At 46.9% G+C, this 13,486-nt stretch carries 10 protein-coding genes; all 10 read right to left on the bottom strand.

Features of this window, described 5'->3' with window-relative positions; genetic code table 11:
- Window positions 1-25: 25 nt before the first annotated feature.
- The 10 genes from ABEA66_RS15045 to ABEA66_RS15090 all read right to left on the bottom strand — a co-directional run bounded on the left by ABEA66_RS15045 (window position 26) and on the right by ABEA66_RS15090 (window position 13,463).
- Window positions 26-844 carry an MBL fold metallo-hydrolase gene (locus tag ABEA66_RS15045; RefSeq protein ID WP_345588475.1) on the bottom strand — a complete coding sequence of 273 codons (819 nt, stop codon included), beginning with the start codon at window positions 842-844 and terminating at the stop codon, window positions 26-28.
- Window position 845: 1 nt separating this feature from the next.
- Window positions 846-2,009: a GntR family transcriptional regulator gene (locus ABEA66_RS15050; protein WP_345588477.1), complete on the bottom strand. Its 1,164-nt coding sequence runs from the start codon at window positions 2,007-2,009 to the stop codon at window positions 846-848.
- A gap of 691 nt (window positions 2,010-2,700) precedes the next feature.
- On the bottom strand, window positions 2,701-3,408 hold the full coding sequence (locus ABEA66_RS15055) for a hypothetical protein (protein WP_345588479.1): 708 nt from the start codon (window positions 3,406-3,408) through the stop codon (window positions 2,701-2,703).
- 728 nt (window positions 3,409-4,136) lie between these two features.
- Window positions 4,137-4,580 carry a cell wall hydrolase gene (locus ABEA66_RS15060; RefSeq protein ID WP_079913279.1) on the bottom strand — a complete coding sequence of 148 codons (444 nt, stop codon included), beginning with the start codon at window positions 4,578-4,580 and terminating at the stop codon, window positions 4,137-4,139.
- A gap of 284 nt (window positions 4,581-4,864) precedes the next feature.
- A complete protein-coding gene (locus tag ABEA66_RS15065; protein WP_345588481.1) occupies window positions 4,865-7,702 on the bottom strand; it encodes an OmpL47-type beta-barrel domain-containing protein in 2,838 nt (945 codons plus the stop codon).
- 30 nt (window positions 7,703-7,732) lie between these two features.
- Window positions 7,733-8,950 (bottom strand): sialidase family protein, encoded by a 1,218-nt coding sequence (locus tag ABEA66_RS15070; protein ID WP_345588483.1) that lies wholly within the window; start codon window positions 8,948-8,950, stop codon window positions 7,733-7,735.
- Window positions 8,951-8,963: 13 nt separating this feature from the next.
- Complete coding sequence (locus ABEA66_RS15075) at window positions 8,964-9,866, bottom strand: carbohydrate ABC transporter permease (protein ID WP_345588485.1); 903 nt, start codon at window positions 9,864-9,866, stop codon at window positions 8,964-8,966.
- Between the two features lie 10 nt (window positions 9,867-9,876).
- A complete protein-coding gene (locus ABEA66_RS15080) occupies window positions 9,877-10,833 on the bottom strand; it encodes an ABC transporter permease (protein WP_345588487.1) in 957 nt (318 codons plus the stop codon).
- A gap of 43 nt (window positions 10,834-10,876) precedes the next feature.
- Window positions 10,877-12,511, bottom strand: coding sequence for an extracellular solute-binding protein (locus ABEA66_RS15085; protein ID WP_345588489.1), 1,635 nt, complete (start codon window positions 12,509-12,511; stop codon window positions 10,877-10,879).
- Between the two features lie 31 nt (window positions 12,512-12,542).
- Window positions 12,543-13,463 carry a dihydrodipicolinate synthase family protein gene (locus ABEA66_RS15090; RefSeq protein WP_345588491.1) on the bottom strand — a complete coding sequence of 307 codons (921 nt, stop codon included), beginning with the start codon at window positions 13,461-13,463 and terminating at the stop codon, window positions 12,543-12,545.
- Window positions 13,464-13,486 lie beyond the last annotated feature (23 nt).

Here is a 13,486-nt window from a genome sequence, read left to right on the forward strand (position 1 = left end):
TGGGTGTATGTTGATTTTGGTTAATCTAAATGTGAAGGATCATTCCGTCGTAGGCTACTACGACTCCAGACGGCTTAAAGATTTCTACGAACTCATCGTGAAGAAGCCTTGAATTATGGCTAAAGTGCGTGACGATAATGCGGCCGTCCTCTTTCAAGATGTTTTCCTTATGAAACTCACGCTGAGCTTCGAGGACGGTCTCTATACACATATGGTTACGGTCGCGTGATTTCCCCGTGTAGCCATGCGTACAATCCAGGATAGCCGCATCCAGCTGCTTCCCTTGGAGCCAAGCCCAGGTCAATTCCGGGAACCAGCCGGAATCATGACCGTACAGCAGCTTCTTGCCCTGCTTCTCCACCACATACAACAGGCAGGTCTCCATCCGGTCGTGATCGGCAAGCAATGGGGTCACACGCGCATCCCCTACAGTGATCGTCTCGAACGGGCGGAGCAGATGGAAGGCGAAGCGTTCTCCCTCAAAACGTCCGATGGCAGTGCGCACGTGATACATGACCGCATCGTTTCCATAAATATGAAGCGGGCGATCCAGGTTATGGGCGATACCCGCTCTCCGGCATTCCAGATCGAGAGCATTGAGGTGGTCCATATGCGTGTGAGTCACCAGCAGGTGCTCAATCGCACTAAAATCGATGTTGTCGCGCAGCGACTGCATATAGGAATCCGGCGAATAATCGAATTTAATGACATCGTCTATAATCGCCGAGCTTCGCGTCCGGATGTTCTTTCCGCCAAGCTGCCGAGCCCGGACACAATACTCGCAGCGGCAAAAGGCATTGGGAAATCCCTCCGCGGCGGCAGTTCCAAGAAAATGAATCTTCATCTTAAACCTCCTGGTCGTTTTTGAGAACAGATTTTCTCTCTACGATTGTTGTTTGAATTTTGATAGTTATCGGTTTCTCCTGAGACTGGTTAACTCGCTTCATAATGAGATTGAACGCCGATAGCGCAAGCTTTTCTGTGTCCTGTCTCACCGTAGTAAGCGGAACAGCCGTTAGCGCCGACAGCTGAATATCCGAGAATCCGACGATCGACAGCTTGTCGGGGACCTGGATTCCCATGCTCAAGGCCGTATTCAAGGTAGAAATGGCAACATGGTCATCTCCGCATAATAGAGCGGTTATCTGCGGATTATCCTGAAGAAATTGTTCCTGCTCAGGGTCCCTTTCATTCATCCGGCTAGGATCGCATAACACGCTTCGAAAATGAATGTGCTGAGTTTTAACAGGAATTGCATGATCGAGCAGCGCCTGGATGTATCCTTGATATCGCTCCTCCCTGCTCGTGATATTATCGATCGCGTTTGAGGTATATCCGATCTCCCGGTGCCCCTGCTTGATCAAATATTGGGTCATCTCGTAGGAGCCCCGGTAATGATCGTGGTAGACGCAGTCAATCTGAACCTCGCGGAAAATCCGGTCGATAATCACAAGCGGAAACTGCTGCAATTTCAATCTCAGCACGTGGTCGCTGCACGTCTTGCGCCCCTGGGGGAATAAAATGATGCCGTCGATCCCACCTTCCACCAACTTCTGCAAACAGCGGTCTTCGTCGTCTTTATTCTTGCTGATCTTCAATATCAGATCGCAATCATGCTTCCTGGCCTCAAGCTCCGCTGCGGCGATGATCTTCGATGTGTAATCGGACAGATGCGGCACCACCAAAGCGACTTGCCTGCTGCGATTCACATCCTCCCGCTCCGGCTTGCTGACCTCCTGAAGAGTACGGCTGTCAGGCTCATAGTCCTGTTGGACCGCCAGGAAGGTCCCCCTTCTGGGCAGGCGGTACACCAGCCCCTGCTCCGCCAGACGCTCCAGCGCCAGCTTGCTTGTCATCCGGCTGACGCCGAACAGCTTCGCCAGCTCCCCTTCCGACGGCACCGGATCATGCGGCTGGAGCCTGCGGCTATGGATAATCTCCATCACCTTATCCGCAATTTGCAAATATAGCTGTTGATTCGGTTTTTTCGTCACACGTACATTTTTCATCCATGGTCATCCTTTGTTTAAACGATAGTAACGAACGGAGCTGCAAAAAAAAGGAAGCGTTATCATTCGGACATTTGTCCATAGACTGCATACGCCGCTGTGGTACTTTAGAAGCCTTGCAGCTGGTTTAAATTTTTCTCGACCCCGTATGAAGCGTGCCCCAGATTGGTGATCTAAATCGAGCTTACTTTATGTCACTGACATAATCAATGATATATATTTTGAGATCTTGTAAATCACTTGATATTGTTAATATTATCTTAATATATCGTTATATTTATATCAGGATATATCAGTTAATCGCTAATATATGGCAGGGATAATAGAACACCACGAAATAAGGGAACTCCTCATTTAAGGAGCTCCCTTTCAAATTATCGTAATTAGTTCAGAGGATGTGCAACTTCGCACCTTGATAAAATTTATCAAAAAGTCATACTTTTGTTTTTCCAATGGAATACCCGGTCCTTTATCGCTGATCAGAACGAATACTTGGTCGGTCGTATCATAAATTCGGATATGTATTTCTCAAACCTGTGGAGAGAATTTTACTGCATTATCCAGTAGGTTAAAGTAAAAGAGGTTGGCGGAAAAGCGGGTCATTTCAAGCCGGGGGGTCGTGTGATGGGCATAACAGGGTTACCGGGAGAAATCGTTTTTCCAGGCAGTAAAAGGATCCTCTTTTGATTACTCAATCTTTAAAAGTAATACTCTTTACTTTTAGATCGTTACCATACTCCACAACTAAATTACCTGCAGTTTCTGCAGGAGATATATTTACCGATAAGGTTGCCAATAACTTATTGTCCTTAAATGTATACTCGGTTATTGCTCCATAGCCAACCTTTTCAAACCAAGCAGCTGCATCTGATTTTTTGTATTTTTTTTCAATCTTTTTTTTATTTATTTCTAATTCAACCGTAACTGAGTCGCCTGCAGTGGTAATTTTCGAAGGAACCTGTTCGTATGCGGCGTCCATAGGGTTTTCAACTGGAATTTCTGAAAGGTCTGCTACATTTAATACATGAACCTTTTGTTCTAAAACACCCGTTCCGTAGCCTTTTGTAAGGATAACAGCTAGTTCTTCTTTATTGTCCGTATAGAAATCACCAACTTTAACTACCGGATAGTAGGCGGGGTTTGTTGAAGTGCTCCAAGGAAAAACTTTACTTCTTTCCTTAGTTTGGATGGTAATCTCCTTAAATAAGTCCCCCTCTGCTTGCTTATTTGCAAATAGCATAATGCCATTCTCTGTTTTAGCCAACTCGATCTTCTTTTCCTTCAATTCTGGTACTGTATTTGTCGTTTTGATCATTTCCTCATGTTTTACATCAATGGACTTTCCGCATCCCGTGGCCAACAGCATCAGCACTAATATGCACAACTTTCTTTTAAACATAATCTCAATCTACCTTTCAGAGGGTTCATGATTTAAAAACAATAACTAGCTTACTGCTCCTAAAATACTACTATAATTTTTTCTATTTAACAATTTTTTACTTACAATCCTTTAGCAAAATTACCTTTCCTAAAATCTTTCTCTACTTTGCCAGAGATTGCCTTTAGTTATTGTGGGGTTCAAAGGGTCAAACAACTATGTAATACGGACTGAATTTCCAATCAAGCAAATCATAAATACAATACTTTTCATTCACATGTGTCCCTTTCATCCCCACTTATTGCTGGCAACCTTCGACAAAAATTGGATAAGACAAAAGGTGTCAGACGGGCATGTAGTTTACCTTTTAACTGCAAACAAAGCAACTATTGAGCTCATTGTCAGCGGTATGAAACAAACAATAAAAAGAACGTTCACGAGAGGTTCAAAGATATTTGTCGTAAATGGGACATTCCACTTTCCACCCCATATCCGACTGTAGAGAACGGTTTCCTTTAGAAAAATCAGGTTCATGGTAAACGAAAGCCAGTTTCCATTCGCCAAGAATGCAAACTGGCTTTCGTTTGCTCCACTAAACCCCCACCAGGCATTTGTGGTCATTATCATTTAGCATGTAAGAATTTTCATGAACAAGTCAAGAGGGTGTCCCAAAAGCCATGAAAATGGCTGAGGGCACCCTCTTTGTTTGACAAGATTAAGAGATCCTGGGCTCTTTTCGTTTATAAAAACTAAAACGTTCTATATACATTTTCACATTCTTCCCCGGTCGGTTCAAAAAAACAGTGCTTCCTGAATCGTCCTACGAGCGGCTGATTATACCAGGTTTCCGGACATGGTCCTGGATTTTCGAACGTTCCTGGACGGAAATACCATAGGGAGAATTTGGCTGGCCAGTTCCGCTCCCCATTCACAGCCCGTCGCGCCAGACGGCGTTCCCTATCTCTTGCATTTTGATAGTACAAACCATGTTGCAACGCTTCGAACGCATGCGCCTGGTTAATCATTTGTGGAATTGTCCGGATGCCTTTAAAATCGGAGCAATTCGCTCTTATTCGGTTAATGCCAACATTTCCAACAAGGAGCATCCCCATTTCGCCCTCAGTCTCAGCTTCAGCTCGAAGCAACCTTGCCAGCATATCAATATCCTGTTTCCTGGCTTTTACGACCGCCATTGGCTCACCTCTTTAGATTGCAGATCTAAACTTATGATATTGTAGGTAAAGCGGATGTATGACCCTTGCAGCAAAATATAGAGTGATAAGGTGAACTCAATGTCTTTTTTAAGGTAACGTTTCAAGTAAGCGCTGGATGGCTCTAATTGGGGGCAACCCAAAAGATCCCGAACCCTTTCCTGTACCTCACCCTGTTAAAATAAAAAGGCGACCAAAAGGAATAAGGAATATTCCTTTTGGTCGTCATTTTTTTTTCATTTTATTCAACTAAACTGTAAGCACGATTACTTGGTTACCTGCACGATCATCGTTTCGCTCGAAGTCGCTCCCGCGTAATTGACGAGTTCGCAGCGGTATTCGTGCGTACCGACCGGCTTGCCTTGAATCGCCGTAACCACCGATTGTGCTTGCGGCGATGCGCTTATAAGCTTTTTCGTATCAACAAGAATACCGTTCTCATACAATCGGTATGTCGTCCCGTTCGTCCCCCACCACATGTTCATACTGAGACTGAAATTCCCATCCCCGTCCCAGTTATCGTTAGATAGAATCGGTTTGCCCGGAGCCGCTTGCGTAACGTTGACGGTCCGAACATCGCTTCTCGTGGTGCCGTATGCGTTGGTCAGCTCGGCGTAATACCGGTACGAGCCGTTCTTCTTGTAGGTCACCGCCGTTACGGTCGATTGCGCATTGGGCGACCGGTCCATCAGGGTTTGGGTATCGATCAGAATGTCGTTTTCATACAATTTATAAATTTCACCGTTATTACCCCACCACATATTCATGGTGATGTTGTAATTGCCGTCTTGAATGCCTGTATCGTGCCCATTATCATCGGACAGAACGAGCTTTCCAGGTGCACCCGTGCTTGGGGACGGGATATTGTTCACAGAAGCCATTGCCGTCCCTTTATTACCCGCTACATCAACAAATTCGAAGGTGAAGCTGTCATTATCATAAAAGTTGTAGCTAGGCGAACCCCCGTTGTTCGTAATCGTTACCGGTTCGCTTGGGGAGAGGGTCGCAACGACGCGTCCATCGGCCGCCTTACCGTATGTAATCGTCGCTGTCGGCACGGTCCTGTCGATTTTAAACGAGATGGTCTTCGCTGCTTCGACATTCCCTGCATGATCCGTCGAACGATAGCTAAGCGCATACTCGCCATCGCGATCGAACGTTACGGGGCCCGTATACGTCTGCCAGGATGCTCCGCCGTCCAGGCTGTACACGGATGAAGCTACTCCTGAGCCATTATCAGAGGCAGCCAGCGTTACCATAACCGGATGCACATACCAGCCGTTCGTACCGTCTGGCTGTGCTGGCGAAACAATCGCGGTAGTAACGGGAGCCGTTATGTCAAAATTATAGTACAAGCTCTCGATCTCCGTCTGTGTCAGCGCTTTGCGGTATATTTTCAATTCATCCAGCATGCCATAGAAGTTTTTGCCGCCGCTAGGATTCATGCCGACTCGATCCTCCTGGGAAGGTGAATATCGCCGGTAATAATCTTGGCTGAACGTGAACGTTCCGCCGGGGGACTGCTCAACCTTGTCTAAATACAGCTTGATGGCCTTATTCTTAAGATCGACAACCCCTACCACATGATGCCACGAGTTCGGACTGTTGAAGCTGAAGCTCTTACTTTGGTAGCTGTCGACCTTGTCGCTTCGTCCTCCTAGCCGTATTGAATCGGAGTCGACAATCAACTCGAACCCTTCATTCGTGCCATCGATGCGCGTGCTGAGAATATCATAACGCGCGCCTTGTGCGGGCATTAGGCTCGGGTTGATCCATACGCTGACGGAAACCGCATCGGCATTGGCTATTTCATTACCGATCATGTAATGCATGTTGAGGGAATCCGTACCTTTCATCGAGATCGCTAGCCCATATTTACCGTCTGTATACCCGCCCGTGCCTATGCGGATCGGGTCGTTCCCCTGGGCAGAATCGTCGTGAGAGTAGCCGTTGAAGGAGTAGTCTCCGATTAACTCGGCCGGCTGCAAATAATTCCGGAAATCGGCAAGGCGATGGAACGTCAGCCGATTGGAGTTATGCTTGGAGTTTGCGCCGTTGTAAGAAGTGCGGGACACATAGATCAGATCGTTGCCCTCAAATTGCCAATCGACATATTGAAAGCCGTCTTTCGCGGTGGAATTCGCCCAGCTTAAGTTCTCGTCTTCTTGGATGAGCAGCTTGCCCCGCGTCCAATGGACAAGATCGGACGAATACATAAGCGACAGTACGTTGCGCTGATTGTTTTGCGTCACGTTATAGTCGGTATGCTCATTAACGAGTGCGATATATTTGCCGGATTCGGCGTCGTAACGAATGGTGAACTTCACATCTCCTCCGGGGAAGTCAAATTCTCCGTATTTGGTAAACGTCTCGTTGTCCGCGCTGAGCTTGTATATGCCGGCACGGTTGATTACCGAGCGTCTGAGCACATCCCACACCAGACCATCCGGTCCGACTACGGCGTTGCCTTCGATATAAAGATTGACGTCGGATTCGTTAGATTTTGTCCAGCTCGAAGGATTCATCAGGTCCGCCGTGTCCGGTGCGGAAACGATAAACGCCCACATCCCCCATGGATATAAGACCTCGAAGCCCTTATAGATGCGCCCGTTCGCTTTAATCACTGGTGTAGGCGCAGTGTGATATTTAACATTCTTGTCATCCCCTTGATAAAGAATGGAAGCATCGCTCCAGGTGATACCATCGTCGACGCTTTTGCGGATGGCGATGGAGCCTAGGCTGTAGTTGGTCCCCAGCAAATAAACAGCCCCGTTATGCTCGAACAACGTGCTCCAATATTGACCGTCGATCGTTGCCGTTTGCGTCCAGGTGGCTCCATCATCCAAAGAACGAAAAACCTTGGTGGTTTTGTTCGATGCATTCGGCCCGAAGTCGTCATCACTCGCAAGAAGCGTCCCATCGGAGAGCTTCACGAGGCTGGGACTCCCAATGTAAACGCCCGTACTTGGATCGGAATAATCGATTTGCGACTTTACTACATCCTTATAGTTGTTGGCGGATGCAACAGGAATTCCCGCAAGCATAACGAACAGCACAATGAACAGAAATAGTAAAGTGCTGCCATTCTTTTGGGCACGTTTCATATAGAAATCCCCTCCCTAAATTAGCTTGCTTCAGTACACGAGTTCGCGAAAATGCTTGACGGTATGAAAGGAGATAAAATTGCCGTTATGCGCACTGTAAGCCAGCTCATCGCCAGACCGGCTGAGGATATGGAGGTCCTCCCCGTCAATAGCCATAGCTGCATAATGACGGGACTGCCTGGCCGAAGGCCCTGCCGCGACTAGTCCGGCAAAGCACCAATCGATGCAGTTTTTGGAAAAATGCAGCTGCAGCCTCGTCCTTTCATTGTTCGGCAGATTGTAACGGTCGGCTGGCAGCCGTTCCGCTTTAGTCATACTATCGGTCGCCTGCGTACTCAACAGCCAATAAAGACGGGTCACATCGTCATAGAGGATGTGAAATTTCATTTGCCCTCCCGGACAAGGAACGTACACTATCCGTTTCCCCGAAGGAACCTGCTCCAGCTTTGTGATCATCGAACCGTCCTCCTGCTCGACGACCTTGGCAATGGCGGCATAGCCACTGCCTCCCGTATGAGATCGCATCCATAAATGGAACGTTCGTCCGCTCGGATCATGCCAATAATGGTCGGGATCTACAAACTGTACCACATTGGTCTCTAGCCACCCTGCTGGTGCACATCCCCTGCCCGGTGCAAGATCAATATACCGCTTCGGATCAGTGTGAAAGAACGGAACTCCGAAATAATCCAGCTCCTCAGCAGGAACGGCGTCACAAAAGGCGAGCTCAGAAGCGAACGTCCAGCTATTGTCCTTCGTCAAGTCCGTATCCGTTTGGCCACGCATCAGGACAGGCGCCAATTCACCGACACCCCAAACTTCGATCTTGCCATAAAGATGCTTCTCCATGACCAAATATACAGAGCCATTCGCATAGTGAACGTTACATGGCGCCTGATGCCACTGCTCTCCATTCGTCAGTGATACCGGTTCCGTCCAGCATTCTCCCTCGTCATCGGAGCGAATGATCGCTAGATCTCCATGATGGCCTAGTATATAGAGGGATTCGCCCGCAACGAAAGGCCTCGCGTGGCCAAACGGAAAATCCCCTCGATGAACCCATGTTTTCCCTTTGTCATCCGACGTGAATATTTTTCCGATGGGTTGCTTCATACCTGGACCTCCCAGGTCCATGGTCGCCACCAGTCTCCCCGAGGCAAGCCGAACGAGACCCGGGCTATAGCAATAAACAGATGACGGCTCACTCGATTCATATATTTTGATAAATTCGTCCGCAAGCGGTTTCATATCTAACTACCTCCTATCCTTTAAGCGAGCCGATCATGACTCCTTGGACAAAATATTTTTGGGCAAAAGGGTAAATACATAGCACTGGCAGGCTGGAAACGATGATAATTCCATATTTGACTGATTCAGCCAGAAACGTTTTTTGAGCCATATCCTGATCTCCAATTCCCATTTCAAGCTGCTGCATCATTTGCGTCTGACTTGTCAGGATTTCTCTCAGCACCAATTGGAGAGGGATCAAGTTTCTATCGTTCAGGTAGATTAGAGCATTGAAAAATGAATTCCACTGTCCGACCGCAGCGAATACGACCAATACGGCAATAATCGCCTTGGAAAGCGGTAAAACAACCTTCGTAAAATAGCTGATGTTTCCGCATCCGTCCATTTTTGCAGCTTCGAACAGCTCGTGAGGGATGGTGGATTGAAAAAAAGTTCGTGTGATGATGATATTCCACATGCTGACGCAGCCCAGAATAATGACAGTCAACGGATTATCCAGCATATGCAAATTTCGTACAAGCAAATAGGTGGGAATAAGGCCTCCGTGAATGAACATGGGAATGATGAACAGGGTCACGATAAATCCCCGTCCGACCATATCTTTCCGTGAGAATGCATAGGCGGTCATAAGCGTCAGAGAGACGCTAAGTAACGTCCCTCCTATCGTATACAATACGGTGTTCCTATAACCGATCCACAGCTGTTTATAGTTAAAAATCAATTCATACCCGTTTAAATTAAACCCTTTGGGGAATAAAAAGACTCTCCCCGTACCAACAGCAGACGGGTCACTGAAGGAGGCGATAACAACAAAATACAGCGGATATAGCACGATGATGAATAGTACGGCCAAAAAGGTAAAATTAACAATATCATAGATCTTATCAGCCCTGCCTCTGCGCACAACGATGCTCATGGGTCCCTCCTTAGAAAATGCCGGACTGGCCTAATCTCTTGGCTAATTTATTGACGGTAAGCAGCATGACTAAATTAATAACTGAGTTGAACAGCCCGACTGCAGCAGAAAAGCTGAATTGGGATTGAAGCAGCCCAACCTTATACACATAAGTCGAGATGACCTCCGAGGTTTGCAAATTCAAGGAGTTTTGCATCAGAAAAGCCTTTTGGAACCCGACCCCCAATATGCCCCCGCAGTTTAAGATCAACAGGGTTACAATGGTCGGCATAATGGAAGGAATGTCGATATACCAAGCCCTTTGAAACTTATTGGCGCCGTCCACGGTAGCCGCTTCATGCAATGAAGGGTCAACACCCGATAGCGCAGCCAAGTATATAATGCTTCCCCAGCCCATTCCCTGCCAAATGCCCGACCAGACGTACAGATGTGCAAATGCATCCGGATTCGTCAAGATCATAAGCGGCCCGTCGATAACCCCGATAGAATTAAGCAGTTGACTGACGATTCCTAATCTGGGTGAAAGAAAAACATTCAACATTCCCACCAAAATGACCATCGAAATAAAATGAGGCGCATACGTAACGGTTTGCACGATATGCTTTATTTTCTTGCTTGCAGCGCTATGTAGTGCCAACGCAAGGATGATAGGAGCTGGAAATCCTGCAACCAAGGAGTAAAGACTTAAAGATAATGTGTTTTTGATCAGCACCCAAAATAGATCCAATTTAAATAACCGTTGAAAATGATATAGCCCCACCCATTCGCTACCCCATATTCCCTTGATAGGCTTGAAGTTCTCAAAGGCAATCAGCACTCCATATAAAGGAACATAGTCGAAAAGAATGACATAGATCAGTGCTGGAAGCACAAGAAAGTATAGGCCGATATTTTCCTTGACCTTAAGCAGCTTTTTACTGAACAATCTAACTGAAGTACGCGTAGCTATAACTTGTTCCGGATTCATCGCTTTCATCTCCTTACTACCAATGCGGACCTTAAGGACCAAACTATTTTCTAAGCTTGTTTGCAGCGTCTAGTTGTTTTTGATTCAGCTGCATGTACTCATCCAGCCCAAGATCTTTCAACTTTTTGGTATAAGCATCCCATTCGGCATCGATGCTTCCTTTTCCAGAAATCCAGCCTGCAATCGTCGTTTTAATGTAATCATTGATTGATTTACTTAAATCGGCCATTCTCAGCTTTTCCGTCTCACTCAGTAATCCGCTTGGCAAGGGAGGAAAGTTCAGTTCTTTGGTCGGCAAAAATTTCTTGTAAATATTTACATACGCCCATTCTCGAGTACCTTCTTTTGTAAAATTGGTGTTGACGATCTTGTTATTGAACATATCTTCGTCAAGTAGCGCTATACCGTAGTTACCTAGCCCCTTATCCGCATCTGCAACCTCGGCCGCCGGCGTCAATAACTCATATTTGCCTTCTGCATTTTTCTTCCACATCACACCTTGACTTCCATAGTTTTCCGATAAAGACCACTCCGGATCAGCCAACAGCTCCGCTAGTCTTGCTGATGCAACTGGATACTTGTTGTTTTTGAAGATAACGAAGTTTCTCGGCCAAATGCTTTTCGTTTGTCGGCGAATATATGGATCCTTGCCATTAGGCGACTTCAGAGGTGCCATTGGGTACCACCATTTGCCATCCGTGCTATTTTGCCCTTGATCCAAGAAAGAGGTCATTGATCCGACTAATGGAGGATTGGATGAAACAGCCGCTGTATATTTTCCCCAGTCATCGGTGAAGGCTTCCGGAACCATCAGTCCATTTTTATATAAATCGGCCATATATTTGATCGGTTCTTTCAGGTCGGGATTCGTTGCCTGCGATTTGAACTTGCCGTCCTCCACAATAAAGTAGCTGCCGGGGGTATACACGCCAAATGTTCCGTAAATGTCAAACTGACCGCCGATGCTACTGCCGTATAGAGCGTAGTATGGGATGACGTTTTTAGGAATCGAGCCTTTTCCTGCGTTATTTTTGAAAGCCAAGAGTACGCTTTTGAATTCTTCCGTCGTCTTTGGGATCTGAAGTCCGAGCTCATCTAGCCATTTTTTGTTGATAAACCATTGATCACGCAAATTATAGGAAGTTTCATTAATAACCGCATAAGGAAAGCCGTATAATTTGCCGTCCGGCATCATCGCCTGAAGCTTCAAGCCGGGGTTTGAATCAAAAAACTTTTGCCATGTTGGGGTATAGGGCAGCAATTTATCGATACCGATAATATCTCCGGCTTCGATAGCATCGGTCATGGACTGATCCGAAGCGTCCATTCTCAGCCCGATATCCGGATAGTCGCGACTGCTGAACATCAAGTTTGTTTTCTCTACATCGCTGAATACTTTCAAGTTAATCTTAATATTCGTCTTCTCTTCTATTTTTTTCCATATGCTGTACTTGGTGATATCCCCCATATGGGCGCCGTACGCGATTCCTACTGTTAAAGTAATCGGTTCTTTGGTGATCGGATATCCCGTTGCGTTCGTTATTCCTCCATCCAGCTTAGTGCTATCGGAAATCTCACGTTCAGCTTCATTCTCGGATTGCTTTGTATCCGTGCAGCCGATCAATGTTCCACCGATGAGCACGGTACTTAGTATGCCGGCAACAACTCTATTCCCCATCGAATAGTCCCCCTAGAATAAATAGATAGTCTTACAATACAGCGGCTTCAGCCATGGTTCGAATCTCTTGTTCTACACCTCTCAGCTGCTCAATTTCCAGCTTCATCGAAGCGGTTAAGCTTACGGCATTGCTTGAACGAGCCTGCAATTGGATGGGCAAGCCTTCCAAGCCCAAATAATATTTGGCATTTAGAGGATAAGGCTGTCGTTCAATACTTGATGCCAATCCGAGGAATTGCTGCAGCCTGGCAGCAACTTCAGGTCGGCTTCGAGCTAGCCTCATCAGGCTGACATACAGATCGGGATGAAAATTAGCCATCACGCCGCTGTAGCCGGATGCCCCGGCCTGCAGCGACATCAGCAGAGTGGCTGCATTTGCGTTGAATAGTTTTAGCTGGGTCCCCTGAACGGCGTTCAGTTTGGCTGTAAGCTGATCGGGATCACAACAGGTATCCTTCAAAAACAGGAACCGCTCCGTATCCGCGCACCACCGAAGCAGCTCGGGAGTTAGCAGCCGCTTATAAGGATGCGGACACTCGTAGATCCCGAAGCTCGTCTCAGGGATTTGGTGCAGCAGCTGCTCGGCATGCCGCTTCCAAATGTCGTCGGATTCTTCCTTTCCGGCTAACCGGTTGCTGACGATGACAAAAGCATCGATCCCTGTCTCCGATATGGCACCTATTTCTTCCACCTGATCCTTTAGCGAATCCGATATATGTCCCGAGGCGATGACCTGAACGCGGCCTGCCGCCTGTTCGACTACAAACCGGGCCAGCTGAACCCGTTCAGCCAATGATAAATGAAACATTTCGCTCGATTGGCATACCGCAAATAAGCCGTCGACGCCATTGGCGATATACCATTCGATCAGCTGCTCCAGCGCTTCGTAATCGATTTCTTTGGTTTCCGTAAACGGAGTAATCATTGTAGGCCAGACGCCATCCTTCAACATGTTTCGTAACCCCTTTTTTCCTG

Origin of the sequence: Paenibacillus vulneris (assembly GCF_039543185.1) — a bacterium.
GTDB classification, from domain to species: domain Bacteria; phylum Bacillota; class Bacilli; order Paenibacillales; family NBRC-103111; genus Paenibacillus_S; species Paenibacillus_S vulneris.

Coding starts and splice junctions, on each gene's coding strand:
- ABEA66_RS15045 (WP_345588475.1), bottom strand. CDS start 844: ATGAAGATTCATTTTCTTGGAACTGCCGCCGCGGAGGGATTTCCCAAT.
- ABEA66_RS15050 (WP_345588477.1), bottom strand. CDS start 2,009: ATGAAAAATGTACGTGTGACGAAAAAACCGAATCAACAGCTATATTTG.
- ABEA66_RS15055 (WP_345588479.1), bottom strand. CDS start 3,408: ATGTTTAAAAGAAAGTTGTGCATATTAGTGCTGATGCTGTTGGCCACG.
- ABEA66_RS15060 (WP_079913279.1), bottom strand. CDS start 4,580: ATGGCGGTCGTAAAAGCCAGGAAACAGGATATTGATATGCTGGCAAGG.
- ABEA66_RS15065 (WP_345588481.1), bottom strand. CDS start 7,702: ATGAAACGTGCCCAAAAGAATGGCAGCACTTTACTATTTCTGTTCATT.
- ABEA66_RS15070 (WP_345588483.1), bottom strand. CDS start 8,950: ATGAAACCGCTTGCGGACGAATTTATCAAAATATATGAATCGAGTGAG.
- ABEA66_RS15075 (WP_345588485.1), bottom strand. CDS start 9,866: ATGAGCATCGTTGTGCGCAGAGGCAGGGCTGATAAGATCTATGATATT.
- ABEA66_RS15080 (WP_345588487.1), bottom strand. CDS start 10,833: ATGAATCCGGAACAAGTTATAGCTACGCGTACTTCAGTTAGATTGTTC.
- ABEA66_RS15085 (WP_345588489.1), bottom strand. CDS start 12,511: ATGGGGAATAGAGTTGTTGCCGGCATACTAAGTACCGTGCTCATCGGT.
- ABEA66_RS15090 (WP_345588491.1), bottom strand. CDS start 13,463: ATGTTGAAGGATGGCGTCTGGCCTACAATGATTACTCCGTTTACGGAA.